Consider the following 13694-nt stretch of genomic DNA (forward strand, 5'->3'; position numbering starts at 1 on the left):
TGCTCCTGCCTCTGGGGGAGGAAGTACCGTGCTGCGGGCACCCGACGAATCACCGGACGGCCGGACCGAGCGCATGACCGTGCTGCATGCGGACCACGCCCGTGCCGTGCTGCGTCTCCTGCTCGTGTTGACCCGCGGCCAGCGGCAGACCGCGGAGGATCTGCTCCAGGAGACGATGCTGCGGGCCTGGCGGCACCTCGACTCGGTGCCGGCCGAGCCCGATGCGGCCCGCCGATGGCTCATCACCATCGCGCGGCGGCTCGTCATCGACGGCGTCCGGCTGCGGGTCAACCGGCCGGTCGAGGTCCACCTCGTCGACATGACCTGGATTCCCGCTGGTGACGACACCGTCGGCACCGCGCTCGCGTCGCACGCCATCCGGCACGCGCTCGGCCGGCTGAGCCCGGCGCAGCGCAGCCTGCTCTCCGAGGTCTACCTGGTCGGACGGTCACCGGCAGAGCTCGCGGGCCGGCTGGGAGTGCCGATCGGCACGGTGAAGTCCCGGACCCACTATGCGCTGCGCGCTTTGCGCACCGGCATCGAGGCGGCCTGAGCAGGGACGACTCCGCCGGCCGGCGATCCGGCCGTTGAGTCGAAGCTCACAGTGCCGCAACGCGCGCCCGGCTCGTAGCGCCGGCCCTGCCATGCTGCGGCCCTCGTGGCCACCAGCCCGGTATGGATCGCATCAAGATGACCAGCCTGCTCTCTTTCGCCGTTCTCGGCCCGGTGCGGGCCTGGCGCGGCCAGTCCGAAATTGACCTGGGCACCCGGCAGCAGCGGCTGATCCTGGCGTTGCTGCTCGCCCGGGCCGGCGGCGCGGTCAGCGTCGCCGAGCTCGTCGACCTGCTCTGGGAGTCCGACCCCCCACCCAGCGCGGTCAACGTGGTGCACCGGCACGTCGGGGTGCTCCGGCGGCGCTTCGAGCCGGGCCTGCCGACGCGGGCAGCGGGCTCGGTGCTGATCCGCGACGACGCCGCATACCGGCTGCGGATCGACGGGGAGTCACTCGACCTGCTGCGTTTCCGGCACCTGGTCGCCCAGGCCGGTGGCAGCTCCGGCGAGCCGGCCGTCGAGCTCTACCTTGAGGCGCTGGCGCTGTGGCGCGACCGGTGCGCCTCGGGCCTGCGGGCCGGCGGCCCGGCCCATCCGGAGTTCGTCGCTGTCGACGGCGAGCGGTTCGCTGCCGTCCGGGCGGCGACCGACGCCGCCCTGCGGGCCGGGTGCGTCCACCTGGTGCTGCCCGCGATCCGGCGGGCCACCGAATACGAGCCGCTGGACGAGGCACTGCAGGCGCGGCTGCTGCTCGCGCTCGCCGCGGACGGCCGGCGGGCCGAGGCTCTCGCGGCTTATGCCGACATCGAGCACCGGCTCGCCGATGAGCTCGGCATCCAGCCGGGCGTCGACCTGCGCGCAGCCCGGGACAGCCTGCTCGACCACGACGCCCCGGCCGACGGCTCCAGGTCGCGGCGCGGCGTCAGACCGGCCTTCATTCGGCTCGGAGCGCCGCCCAGCGGCGCGCAGGCCGAATTATGGCCGCCAGCCGAGCTGGAGTTGGCGCAGTCGTCCCGGGCCGAGCCGCCGGCGCAGTTGCCGGCCGACCACCCCTACTTCACCGGCCGCCGCGGCGTCGTGGCCGCCGCGGAGGAGCTGCTGGCCGGAGATCCGCGGACCACCGCGCTGGTCATCGACGGAATGCCCGGCGTCGGGAAGACCACCCTCGCGGTGCACCTGGCCCACCGGCTGGCCGCCTGCTACCCCGACGGGCAGTTGCACGCGGACCTGCGCGGTTTCGACTCCGGTGACTCGGTGATGACACCGGCGGAGGCGCTGCGCGGCTTCCTGTGGTCCCTCGGGGTCGCGCCGGCCGCCATCCCCGCCGAGCTGCACGCCCAGGCCGGCCTCTACCGCAGCATCCTGGCCGAGCGCCGGATGCTGATCCTGCTCGACAACTGCCGCGACTGGGACCAGATCCGGCACCTGCTGCCCGGCACCGGCGGCAGTCTCGTCATCGCCACCAGCCGCCGCCGGATCAGCGGCGTGGCCGGCCCGGCGGGCGCCCACCCCCTGCACCTCGACCTGCTCACCGCCGCCGAGGCCCGCGAGCTGCTCACCCGCCGGCTCGGCGACACGGCGGACGCCGACCCGGCCGCCGTCGACGAGATCATCGCGCGGTGCGGCCGGCTGCCGCTGGCCCTGGCGCTGGTCGCCACCCGCGGCGTCGGCCGGCCCGGGCTCAGCCTGCCCGCGGTCGCCGGTGAGCTGGCCGAGGCCGACGGCCGGCTGGCCGGCTTCGGGGACGCACACGCCGATCTGGAGGCGATCTTCTCCTGGTCCTACCGGGCCCTGACTCGCGAGGCAGCCCGGCTCTTCCGGCTGCTGCCCCTGCATCCGGCCGGGGAAGTGAGCACGGAATCGGCGGCCGCCCTGGGCGGCCTGTCCCCGCGCGCCGCCCGCGGCCTGCTCGCCGAGCTCGGGGCGCAGCTGCTGGTCCAGCCCGGCGACGGCCGGTGGCGGATGCACGATCTGCTGCGCGCCTATGCCGTGGAGCTCGGGGAGGAGCACGACGACGCGGCCGAGCGGGACGCTGCCATCGATCGGGTCTACGACTATTACCAGCTCAGTGCGTACGCGGCGCATCTGCCCCTGCAGCCGCAGGTGCCGCTGCCGCTGCCCGAGCCGTCCGAGCGCGGGGTCACCGGGCGCGGCTTCACCGGCCGGGCCGACGCGATGGCCTGGTTCGCCGCCGAGCAGCGGGTGCTGACCGACATCGTCGCGCGGGCCAAGGAGCGCGGCCAGCCTCGCACGGCCTGGCAGATCGCGTTGGCCCTGCAGAACTTCTTCCAGGACACCGCGCAGTTCAAGCAGTGGGCGGCAACGGTGAGCACCGGCCTCGCCGCGACCGGGGACGACCCCGCCACCCAGGCCCTGCTGCACCGCAGCCTCGCCGGCGCCTGCTACTTCCTCGCCGATCTGGACCGGGGGCTGGCGCACCTACAGCACGCCCGGGCGCTCTTCGACCGGCTCGGCCGGCGCACCGAGCAGGGCCACGTGGAGAACAACATCGCCGAGATCCGGCTGGACCAGCGGCGCTACCACGAGGCGATCCGGCATGCCGAGGCGGCGCGGGCGCTCTTTCGCGCTGAGGGCAACGTGCGGGGCGCCACCAACGCCCTGCTGGCCATCGCACGGGCACAGGGCTGGCTCGGCCGGCACGCCGAGGCGCTGGGCATGTTCATCGAGGCGCGGCGGCAGTTCGAGGCCCTCGGCGACCTGCACGGGGTGGGCACCACCCAGGCCTGGCTGGCGCACACGTACTCGATGATCGACGACCTGCCGCACGCGATGGCGATCTGGCAGCAGGCGATCGACACCTTCCGCGGCGCCCGGGCCACCCACCACACCGCGGAAGTACTGGTTGCCATCGGCGATTTCCACTCCGCCAACGGCGACCCGGCCCCGGCCGGGCAGGCCTGGAGCGAGGCCCTCGCCGAGCTCGACGGGACGGACTCGCCGATGGTCCGGCGGATCCGCGACCGGTTGCTCTGGCACCGGTGACCCGGACGCGGCGCCGGTGGGCGCCGCGTCCGGGGCCCACCGTCAGTACCGGTAGGCGCGGATGACGGTCTGCTTGACCGTGTTACCGCTGGTGTCCGTTGCGGCGGCCCGCAGCGAGACGAAGCCGGTGCCGGCCGGGTTGCGCACCCAGGCGACGGCCTGCTCGCCGGACCGCTGCACGGTCAGCTGCTGCCAGGTATTGCCGTCGTCGAAGGATGCCTCGACGGTCAGGGCCGTGGTCTGGCCCGGCGCCGCCCCGACCTGACGGTCGAGCGAGACCGGGATCGCGAACAGCCGGTTGGCCGGCGCCCGGTTGTTGATGTTGAGCTCCGGGGTGTACCGGATCGCCGTCATCGGCAGCTTCACCAGTTCGCCGTCGCCCACGTGCCCGGACGTGAAGGTCCACTCCGCGTCGACCACCGTCGACAGGGTGAACGCCGGGTCGCTGCGGAAGGTCGCGGCCAACCGGTAGTCACCCGGCTCCGCAGGCACCTCCCACACCCAGGGCGCCTGGTTTGCGTCGCCGACCTTGACCCCGTTGCGGTAGAGGTTCACCTCGACGCTACCGCCGCGGACATGCCGGAAGCCCATGTGCCCGGTGCCGTCGCCGTGCAGCGGCCCCGGCCCGCCGATCAGGTCGCCCCAGTAGCGGGTGGCGAACTGCTGGCCGAAATTCGGCTCCGGGAAGACCGGCCCGGCCACCGCGTTGGCCCACTTCACGTTGTACGTGCGCCCGGGCTGGAAGCTGGTCCACGCCGACTCGTAGTACGTGTACCTCGGCTGGGCCGAGGTCGACTTCCACACCGCCTGCTTGTCCTGGTTGTAGTACTCCGTGATCGTGCTCGGCACGTCGTAGGTGAAGCTCGGCGGGATATTGCGCTCGTCACGGTAGATCGGCGAGTTGCCAGGCGCGTGCGCCACCGCGGTCCGCGCGACCGGCACGCCGGCCACGTCCGCGCTGATCTGGGAGCGGACCGTGGCGAAGTCGCCCGCGCGGAGCTTGCGGGTCAGCCCGGCCATCATCCTCTCCGGCTCGTAGAGGTAGACCCGGTAGACGTACGGGCTGTTGTGCAGGCTGCCGTCCTGGGCCACCTGGCCCCACATGCCGTTGACGTAGGAGACGAAGCCGGGCGTCTCGCCGGCCCCGATCTGCGCGGTGCGCAGGTGGTCGAAGGGGATGCCCATCAGCACGCCGAACAGGTCGTTGCTGCCCCAGATCTGCGGCTGCTCGGTCCGGATCGTCCAGCCGAACTCCTGGTGGACCGCGGTGGCCTTCGCATTCGGCACCGACACTGTGATCGGCTTCGCCAGGCGGGTGTCCACGGTGAGCGCCTGGTCCGTGGTCAGGTCGAGACTCGGGCGTACCAGCGTGGTGATGTCCGGGAGGAACGGGTCCGCGCCGCTGATCAGGTAGGTCTGGACCAGGTAGCGGCCCGCGCGGACCCGGTAGCTGGTGGCCGCGGGGTCGTCGAGCACCAGGATGGTCTGCCGGTCCAGGTCGGTCAGGACGGTCACCCAGCCCTGCTCGGGCGTGGGCGCTCCACCGTCCGGCCCGACGAGCTTGAGGGACAGCTGGTGGCGGGCGATGTCGAGCGCGACCGGAGTCTGCACCTGGGCACCGCCGCCGGTGGCGGTCACCTCACCGCCGAAGTAGCGGTCGGGCAGGTCGGCGCCGGCCTGCACGTTGACGGTCACGGTGGCCGTGCCGCCGGCCGGGACCGTCACCGAGGAGGCGCTGAGGCTGAACAGGCCGGCCGGCGCCGGGGCGCCGTCGGCGTCCTTGGCGTCGAGGGAGACCGCCAGGGTGAGGGCGGAAGAGCCGCTGTTCGCGTACGTGACCGTGCTCTGCTGCGTGGCGGTGGTCCGCTCGAAGGCGACGCTGACCGGGCTCGCCGTGACGGTCTGCTGGATCGCCCGGGCCACGTCGAGGAAGCCCGCGCCCTGCTCGTAGACACCGATGGCGGCGTTCGGCTGAGCGGCCGCCATCAGCGTGGACTTGATCCGCTCAGGCGCCCAGTCCGGGTGCTGCTGGGCGAGGATCGCCGCCGCGCCGGCCACGTGCGGAGTCGCCATCGAGGTGCCGGACAGGCTGGCGTACTGCGGGTTCTCGTCGTTCGGCCACAGGTCGGAGGTCGAGCTGCGGGCGGCGACGATGCCGACGCCGGGCGCGGTGATATCCGGCTTGATGCCGGCGTCGCCCGAGCGCGGACCCCGGCTCGAGAACTCGGCCAGCTCGCCCGTCTTGGTCACGGCGCCCACGGTCAGCGCCTCGGTCACGTTGCCGGGCGAGTTCACCGTGGACTCGCCGGCCATGCCGGTGTTGCCCGCGGCGACGACGAAGAGCACGCCGTAGCGGTGGGTGAGGTCGGCCAGGGCCGCCTCGATCGGGTCGATCTCCGGGCTGTCCGGGCCGCCGAGGCTCATGTTGACGACCTTGACGCCCCGCTGCGCCGCCCAGTTCATGCCGGCCAGGATCGCCGACTCCGGGCAGCCCTCCACCATGCAGACCTTGGCGCTGTAGAGGGTCGCGCCGGGCGCCATGCCCTTGTACCGGCCCTGCGACGCGGCCGCGCTGCCGGCGATGGTGGAGGCGACGTGGGTGCCGTGGCCGACCCGGTCGAGGGCGTCCGGGTCGGCGGTGAAGTTCTCCGCGGCGGCGACGCGGCCGGCCAGGTCGGGGTGGGTCTGGTCGACGCCGGTGTCGATCACGCCGACCTTCACCCCCGTTCCCGTCCAGCCGGCCTGCCAGGCCTGCGGCGCGCCGGTCAGCGGGACGCTGACGTCGAGGGTGGGGTGGCGCAGCCCGTCGAGCCAGATCTTGTCGATCCCGGCCCGCAGTTGCCGCTCGGTGCCACCCGCGGCGGAAGTGAGGTTGTTCCAGAAGGACACCGCGTCCGCGCGGCTCTCCGCGACAGCGCTCGCCCCAGGAAGCTCCCGGGTGGTCCGGGCGCCGGCGAGGCCGGCGGGGGCGGCGCTGCTGTGCTGGACGATGAGCGGCAGGGCGGCCCGGGTGTCGTCGTAGCCGAAGTCGACCAGCGTCGAGATGTCGAAGAGCCGCTCGTCGAGCTTGCCCCGGTTGAGCAGGCCGACGGCATCGGCGGGGATGACCCGCACGTCCTCGCCGGCACTGTGGGTGATGAACGGGACCCGTTCCCGTCCCTTGCCCGGCACGACGTCGACGGCCGTCTGGCCGTCCACACTGCTGACGTTGACGGTGTCGCCGGTGAGCAGAGTTACCGTCCGGGGCTTGGACGCGACCGCGGGTGTGGTCGCCGGCTTCGCGGCCCGGGGCTGCGCCGACGCCGGCGGACCGCCCGGAGCCACCGCCGAGACGCCCAGCACCAGCAGTGCCAGCGCCGATATCTTGCGAATTGAACGCATCATTCTCCCTGGATGAACGCGAGAGGTATCCAGGTGTCCCGGACGTGGCCGGCGGGTGGAAGTTCATCCGGAGTGACCTGGATCACTCCGGCCGATCGGCGCGGGGGCCTGCACGCCAGGACCGCCGAGCCTCCGCACACCTTCCACGAACCGGAGCGGGCAGAGGAGCCCGATGCTCGCGAGAACGCATTCCTGGAAGCTGGCCGCACGCCCAACAGACCCACGTCGCGGGCCGGTCACTTGGGGGTTCGTCAAGCGGCGATCGGCGTCACTGGGCGGGACTGCAGCCCCCTCGTCATCGCCCTCGGCGACCCGCAGCCAGGCAAGCGCGCGGCCGGCCCAAGTCAGCCGGCGGGATCGACGAGGACACCGGGGTTGAGGATCCAGGACGGGTCGAGCGCGCCCTTGGCGGCGCGCAATGCGAGCGCGACCGGGTCCGGACGCTGCCGGTCGTACCACGGTCGGTGGTCGCGGCCGACGGCGTGATGGTGGGTGATGGTGCCGCCGGCGGCGAGCAGCGCGTCGGAGACGGCATGCTTGATCTGGTCCCACTGGTCGACGGTGGCGCCCCAGCGGCCGGTGGCGTACACGCCGAAGTAGGGGGCGGGCCCGTCCGGGTAGACGTGGGTGAAGCGGCAGGTGACCACGCCGGTCGCGGCGACGGCGCGGAGCGCGTCGCCGGCCGCGGCGAGCACGGCGGCACGCAAGGTGGGGAATCGGTCCCAGGTGCAGGCGGTCTCGAACGTTTCCACGATCATCGACCGGGCAGCGAGGGCGTCGCGCTGGTACGGCATCCGCAGGAACGCTGACCGCCAGGCGTCGGCGGCGGCGGTCCGCTGCCGTGGGCCGGACGAGTCGTCGCTGCGGGGCGGCTCCGGCAGGGTTCCCCCGTGGTCGCGGCACAGCTCGACGGCGCGGTCCAGCCACGGTGTGACCGGATGGTCGGCGGACTCGAATCCCAGGACGAGCACGCCGCCGGTGGTGGCGGCGCCGGCGTTGAGGAGCGCCTCGGCCGGGTCGAGCAGCCGGCAGTTGCTCGGGTGCAGCGCGGACTGGGCGATGGCCCGAGTGGCCCCGACCGCCTCGTCGTAGTCGGTGAAGTGCACCGAGGCGCCCGCCCGCCAGCGCGGCCGGTCCTGCAGCCGCATCCACGCCTCGGTGATGACGCCGAGCGCGCCCTCCGAGCCGAGGAACAGCCGGTCCGGGGACGGCCCGGCGCCGGAGCCGGGCAGCCGGCGCGACTGGCTGGTGCCGGCCGGGGTGATCACCCGCAACGACTCCACCAGGTCGTCGATGTGGGTCAGGACGGTGGCGTAGTGACCGCCGGCGCGGGTGGCCAACCAGCCGCCCAGGGTGGAGAACTCGAACGACTGCGGGAAGTGCCGCAGCGTGAGGTCGTGCCGCCGGAGCTGGTCCTCCAGCGCCGGCCCGAACACGCCGGCCTGGACGCGGGCCGCCCGGCTGGTCGGGTCCACCTCCAACACCCGGTCGAGGCGCCCGAGGTCGAGAGTGACCGCCGCGGGATACGCGTCGTCCAGCCGCGGCTCCACGCCGCCGACCACTGACGAGCCGCCGCCGTAGGGGATCACCGCGATGTCCCGGCCCGCACACCAGTCCAGCACGTCGACGACGTCCTGCTCGGTCGCCGGCCGGACCACCAGGTCCGGCGGATCGTGGACGTCACCGTGCAGGTTGCGGACGACGTCCCGGAACGCCTTGCCGTGGGCATGCGCCGCCCGGTCCGCCGGGTCCGTCGAGCACAGCCGGGCGAGTGACGTTGGCGGATCGACCCGCGGCTGGCGCAGGCCGAGTTCGGCCACCGGCGGCGCGACATGCTCGGTCAGGTCGACGTCGGGCAGCAGGGTACGCACCCGGTCGGCCAACGCCGTCGCCTCCGCGCCGGTCACTGCGTCCTCGACGTGCCCCCAACCCCACCACGAACGGTGTTTCCCGGCCATGCGGCCTCCCCGCCGTCCACCATCGCCAGATCGACTCGCCGGTAACGTACTCGACGGCCGGCACCCCGTCGATGCAATCCTGGCCAAGTAGGCTCAAAGGTCGGGCGGGTTTCCGTACGCTGCGCTGAGTGAGATGGGCACGTTCCTTCGTCGCGCTGGCGGCGACCCTGACTGTCACGGCGTGCGAGGCCGCCCGGACCCCGCCGGCCGGTGCGCCCACCCGTTCCGCCCCGGCGGCGTCCCCGTCCCAGCCTGCCGAGATCACCTTGGCGTTCGCGGGCGACGTGCACTTCGCCGACCGTACGGCCGATCTGCTACGCGACCCTGCGACCGCGTTCGGGTCGATCTCGTCGACCCTGTCGGCGGCGGACCTGGCGATGGTCAACCTGGAAACGGCGGTCACCACGCGGGGCGCTGCCGAGCCGAAGGAGTTCCATTTCCGGGCGCCGGCAAGCGCGTATGACGCGGTGAAGGCCACCGGCATCGACGTCGTGTCCATCGCGAACAACCACGCGCTGGACTACGGGCGGACGGGGCTGGCCGACACCGTGGACGCGGCCAGGGCCGCCGGGGTGCCGGCCGTCGGCGCGGGCGCCGACGCGGCGGCGGCGTACCGGCCGTGGATCACCGACATACGCGGCACCAGAATCGCTGTCCTCGGCTTCAGCCAGGTCTCCGAACTGTGGTCGCAGTGGAGGGCCACAGAAACCCGGGCCGGCATCGCGATGACCCGGGACCTCCCCCGCGCCGTCGCCGCGGTTCAGGCCGCCCGACAGCAGGCCGACGTGGTCGTCGTCTACGTCCACTGGGGTACGGAGGGGGACGCGTGTCCGCCCGCCGAGGCGCGCGCGTTCGCCGGCGAGATGGCCCGGGCGGGCGCCGCGATCGTGGTCGGCACCCACGCCCACCTCCTGCTCGGCGACGGGTGGCTCGGCAAGACCTTCGTCCAGTACGGGCTCGGCAACTTCCTGTGGTGGCGCGACGACGCGTACAGCAACGACACGGGGGTGCTGCGGGTGACCCTCGACGGATCGGCGATCTCGAAGACGGAACTGGTGCCCGCGACGATCTCCCGACGCACCGGCCGACCCGAACTCGCCGGCCGGGAGGACACGGCCCGGATCCGCCAGGAGTACGCGGGCCTGAACGCCTGCACCGGACTCGCCGCGAGCCCCGCCCCATAGTCGGGCCAAGCACGGCCGATGGGGTACGCGATCATCGGGGTCAACGGGCAGCAACGCACACCACCCGGTCGGCCCAACTGGCCTCTGCTGGCGCAGCTGGCCCACAGCGCCGACCTCAATCGTTACCGTTGCCTCGACCGCTGGAACCACCCGCACGCGACTGTCGAACGTGAACGGGTTCTACGTCCGAGACCCGAGAGGCAGACCCTGCGATGGACGAGCATCTGCGGCGCACCCAGACGTACGGGGTCGATCCCGTGGAGCTGTTCTTCGATCTCGTGTTCGTGTTCGCAGTCTCCCAGCTCACGTACCACCTGCGGGACCACCTGTCAGCGCGCGGCATCGCGCAGACCGCCGTGATACTGCTGGCTGTTTTCACCGTCTGGTACTACACCAGCTGGGAAGCGACTCTCCTAAGGATCGAACGCACCCGCACCGTCGCCATGATGGTGACGGTGCTATTCGTCGGCCTCTTCATGAACGCCGCCGTGACCGGCGCCTTCACCGGCTCAGGATGGAACTTCGCCGTTCCGTTCCTACTCATTCAACTCGGCCGTGGCCTGTGGACCCTATTGAACGCTCCGACGGAGATATGGCGCGACCACTACCGGCGCACGATCCTGTGGTTGCTCACCAGCTCACCCCTGTGGGTGGTCGGCGCCGCGGTGGACCCCGTACACCGCTTGTACTGGTGGGCCGCGGCCGCGGCCCTCGACCTGCTCGGCACCTGGCTCGGACACCCGGTGCCCGGGCGCAGACTCCACTCGCAGAGCGTCGGGCTCGCCGAGAGCGGGCACATGCTGGAACGATGCCGACTGTTCCTGATCATTGCCCTGGGCGAGACGATCCTGTCCACCGGGGTAGCCATCGCCGCGGTCCTGATGACGGTGATGACAGGGGCGACCGGCTTAGCTGCCCTGATCGTCACGGCGGCCCTGTGGATGATCGCCTACGGAGGCCCCGGCCGCCTGGTCGTGCGACACCTGGAGGACACCCGCGACCCGATCCACGCCACCCGGATGGCGGGCAACGTCCTGACAGTGATGGTGGCCGGACTCATCGCCGCGGCCGCGGCCTTCGAGATGGCCATCACCCACCCCCACGGCCAGCCGTCCGCCGCACTGAGCCTCCTGCTGTTCGGCGGACCGATACTCTTCCTCCTCGCCCAGGGCTGGTACCTGTGGGCGGTGCCGAGGATCAACCCGCAACGGTGGCTGGTCGGCAGCGCGGCGTTGGCACTGGCCGGCGCAGCGGCGGGTGCGCTGGCACCGCCCTACGCGGCGCTCCTGGTGGCGGCGGCTGCCAGCGCTGCCGCCGCGACAGTCATCACCCGCTTCGCGCCCACTCCGGCGGAACCGGCCCAGGGTGACGGACACCGCCACTAACGTCGGGACCATGCCCGCCCGTCCGTCCCGCTGGTCGATGCCACCCCGGGTACTGGAGGCACCGTCGTACCTGCAGGCGTTCGTGCTCTCCGGGGTGGTGACGGTGCTGGTCACCCGGGCCTTCCTCCAGGCTGCCGGCTACCCGCAGCTCGGCGGCGGCGGGCTGCACATCGCGCACGTGCTCTGGGGTGGGCTACTGATGACCGCCGGTCTGGCTGTCGCGCTGGTCTTCCTCGGCAGCGCGGCGCGCATCCTCGGCGCGGTCCTGGGCGGGATCGGGTTCGGGCTCTTCATCGACGAGGTGGGCAAGTTGGTCACCGCCGGCACCGACTACTTCTACGCCCCGGCCGCCGGCATCATCTACGGGGCCTTCGCCGTGCTGGTCGTGATCACCCAGGCGATACGGAGCCGGATCCGGCTCTCCGACCGGGAGCGGACGGCGAACGCGCTGTACGCGGTGGTCGGAGGGTTCCGCAGCGGCCTCACCGATGATCGCCGCGCGGCGGTGGCCCGGCTGGTCCGCGGCTGCGGCCCGGACGTCGAGGACGGGGTGGCCCGGCTGCTCGACACGGTGCCTCGACGCGAGCCACCCGGTTCCCGGTTCTGGCAGCCCTGGGTCAGCCAGGCCCGTCGGGCCGTGATCTGGGTGACCACCCACCGGTGGGTGGTTGCGCTGGTGGTGCTCTACCTGGTCGGCGAGCCGTTCGTCGTCGTGGTGAACGTCCTGCTGGACACGGTCACCGGGCAGTTGAACGACCAGCGGGAGTGGCGTGCGGTGCTCGGGGTTTCGGTCTCGGCGCTGATCACCGCGGTGCTGAGCATCCGTGGCGCGTGGCTGCTGCCCCGCGATCGGACGCGCGCCTTCCGGCTGTTCAAACTCGCGCTCCTGGTGGACCTGCTGTTCGGGCAGATCTTCAGCTTCACCGTCAACCAGTTCGGGGCGCTCTCCGCGCTCGGCGTGGACCTCTTCCTGCTCGGCGTGGTGACCGCCGAGTACCGCCGGCTCTGCCGGCAGGCGGCATGATCCGCACCGGACCTGGATCTTTACCGGTACTGACGCTGGCGCGCGGCCAGCAGCACCTCATTTCTCACCTCGTCCGGTAGTTCGACGACCTCGACCTCGACGCCGAAGGCGCGCAGCGCCGTCGGCGCCCAGGAACGGGGCGGGAGACCGGACGGCGGTCAGCCGTCCAGGCGGCGGATCATGTTCATGATCGTCTCCACCTGGTAACCGCCCTTGATCGGGTAGTTGCTGGCACCGAGGTAGCCCCACCAGTCCCAGCACCCGTTCGGGTTCGCCCCGGTCGCAATGGCCTGCGGATAGAGCACGATCAGCCGGTTGGTGTCGGCGTACTGGTTGAGGTTGGCCCGGTCGACGAAGGCGGTGCCGATCTTCGCGTACCCCTGGGCGCAGCCGTGCAGGGCGACCAGCAGCCGGCAGGTCTGGCCGGCGGCACAGGCGCTCGGGACGTACGCGAAGCCGGCGGAGTCCATGCTCAACCCGTTGGCCCAACCGTTGGTGGCGAAGGTGTTCTGGCTGAACCGGATGAGGGTGCCGCCGAGCGGGCCGGTGTTCGGCGGGGAGACCGAGCCGAGCAGCTTGCCGAGGAAGGCGCCCTGTGGGTCGGTGCCACAGTCGTTGAGATACGGCGAGGCGGTGGCGGTACAGCCCACGGTGCCGTACGGGGTGACCCAGGCGTGGCCGGCGGCGCCGGCGCTGTCGTAGCGGACGCTGGCCCCGAAGTCCTGGTAGTACCGGACCAGGTCGTCGGTGACGGACCTCTTCACGGTGGTGTCGCTGTTGCCGTGGTAGACGTACACCGGCTGCCCGGAGAGGTTGCCGGTACCGTCGATCCAACCGTAGGAGGCCCACGTGCGGGTGTAGTTCTCCAGCGTGGAGACGTGGGTCGGGTAGATGTTGTCGCCGCATCCGTAGAGGGCCTGGGCGACGGTGTTCTGGGCGCAGTAGTAGGGGCCGGCGGCGAAGACGGCCGCGCCGCGGATCCGTGCGGAGTACGCGACCTGCAGCTGCGTGGCCAGGTAGCCGCCGGAGGAGATCCCGGCGACGTACACGGCGGAGACCTGGTAGGTACCGAGCGAGCCGGAGACCGGGGTGGTGGTGTACGGCGTGCCCGCGGCGCGGGCGGCCACGCCGCCGGGCAGGACGAGGAGAAGGGCTGCGGCGAGGGTGGTGACGGCATTCCACGGTGTCTGCATGGTGTTCTCCCGTC

The 13694-nt window shown here is 72.3% G+C and carries 8 protein-coding genes; 5 read left to right on the top strand and 3 right to left on the bottom strand.

All coding sequences use genetic code 11. The features are described from left to right. The first annotated feature begins 73 nt into the window (after positions 1–73). Positions 74–553, top strand: a complete 480-nt coding sequence (locus tag AC5RWQ_RS07345) for a sigma-70 family RNA polymerase sigma factor (RefSeq protein WP_494281973.1) — start codon at positions 74–76, stop codon at positions 551–553. A 122-nt stretch (positions 554–675) separates the two neighbouring features. Beyond that, positions 676–3555 carry an AfsR/SARP family transcriptional regulator gene (locus tag AC5RWQ_RS07350; protein ID WP_494281974.1) on the top strand — a complete coding sequence of 960 codons (2880 nt, stop codon included), beginning with the start codon at positions 676–678 and terminating at the stop codon, positions 3553–3555. Positions 3556–3597: 42 nt separating this feature from the next. Here AC5RWQ_RS07350 and AC5RWQ_RS07355 read toward each other — a convergent pair whose 3' ends face one another. Next, positions 3598–6936: a S8 family serine peptidase gene (locus AC5RWQ_RS07355; protein WP_494281975.1), complete on the bottom strand. Its 3339-nt coding sequence runs from the start codon at positions 6934–6936 to the stop codon at positions 3598–3600. A gap of 344 nt (positions 6937–7280) precedes the next feature. Beyond that, the gene (locus tag AC5RWQ_RS07360; protein ID WP_494281976.1) at positions 7281–8894 is read right to left on the bottom strand and encodes an FAD-binding oxidoreductase; all 1614 of its coding nucleotides are present in this window, start codon (positions 8892–8894) and stop codon (positions 7281–7283) included. A gap of 128 nt (positions 8895–9022) precedes the next feature. On the opposite strand from AC5RWQ_RS07360, the gene AC5RWQ_RS07365 reads away from it, so the two are divergent. The 3 genes from AC5RWQ_RS07365 (at position 9023) to AC5RWQ_RS07375 (ending at position 12487) form a co-directional block, all read left to right on the top strand. Then, positions 9023–10078, top strand: a complete 1056-nt coding sequence (locus tag AC5RWQ_RS07365; RefSeq protein WP_494281977.1) for a CapA family protein — start codon at positions 9023–9025, stop codon at positions 10076–10078. Between the two features lie 212 nt (positions 10079–10290). Next, positions 10291–11463, top strand: a complete 1173-nt coding sequence (locus AC5RWQ_RS07370; protein WP_494281978.1) for a low temperature requirement protein A — start codon at positions 10291–10293, stop codon at positions 11461–11463. A gap of 37 nt (positions 11464–11500) precedes the next feature. After that, complete coding sequence (locus AC5RWQ_RS07375) at positions 11501–12487, top strand: hypothetical protein (RefSeq protein ID WP_494282037.1); 987 nt, start codon at positions 11501–11503, stop codon at positions 12485–12487. Positions 12488–12645: 158 nt separating this feature from the next. On the opposite strand, the gene AC5RWQ_RS07380 is transcribed toward AC5RWQ_RS07375, so the two are convergent. Next, entirely contained in the window at positions 12646–13680 is a 1035-nt protein-coding gene (locus AC5RWQ_RS07380; protein WP_494281979.1) for an extracellular catalytic domain type 2 short-chain-length polyhydroxyalkanoate depolymerase, read from the bottom strand. Positions 13681–13694 lie beyond the last annotated feature (14 nt).

Source organism: Micromonospora sp. BS32 (assembly GCF_059089345.1).

Bases quoted from the DNA above. Each gene is read 5' to 3' on its own strand.
- AC5RWQ_RS07360 (WP_494281976.1), bottom strand. From the start codon at position 8,894: ATGGCCGGGAAACACCGTTCGTGGTGGGGTTGGGGGCACGTCGAGGAC.
- AC5RWQ_RS07345 (WP_494281973.1), top strand. From the start codon at position 74: ATGACCGTGCTGCATGCGGACCACGCCCGTGCCGTGCTGCGTCTCCTG.
- AC5RWQ_RS07350 (WP_494281974.1), top strand. From the start codon at position 676: ATGGATCGCATCAAGATGACCAGCCTGCTCTCTTTCGCCGTTCTCGGC.
- AC5RWQ_RS07370 (WP_494281978.1), top strand. From the start codon at position 10,291: ATGGACGAGCATCTGCGGCGCACCCAGACGTACGGGGTCGATCCCGTG.
- AC5RWQ_RS07380 (WP_494281979.1), bottom strand. From the start codon at position 13,680: ATGCAGACACCGTGGAATGCCGTCACCACCCTCGCCGCAGCCCTTCTC.
- AC5RWQ_RS07375 (WP_494282037.1), top strand. From the start codon at position 11,501: ATGCCACCCCGGGTACTGGAGGCACCGTCGTACCTGCAGGCGTTCGTG.
- AC5RWQ_RS07355 (WP_494281975.1), bottom strand. From the start codon at position 6,936: ATGCGTTCAATTCGCAAGATATCGGCGCTGGCACTGCTGGTGCTGGGC.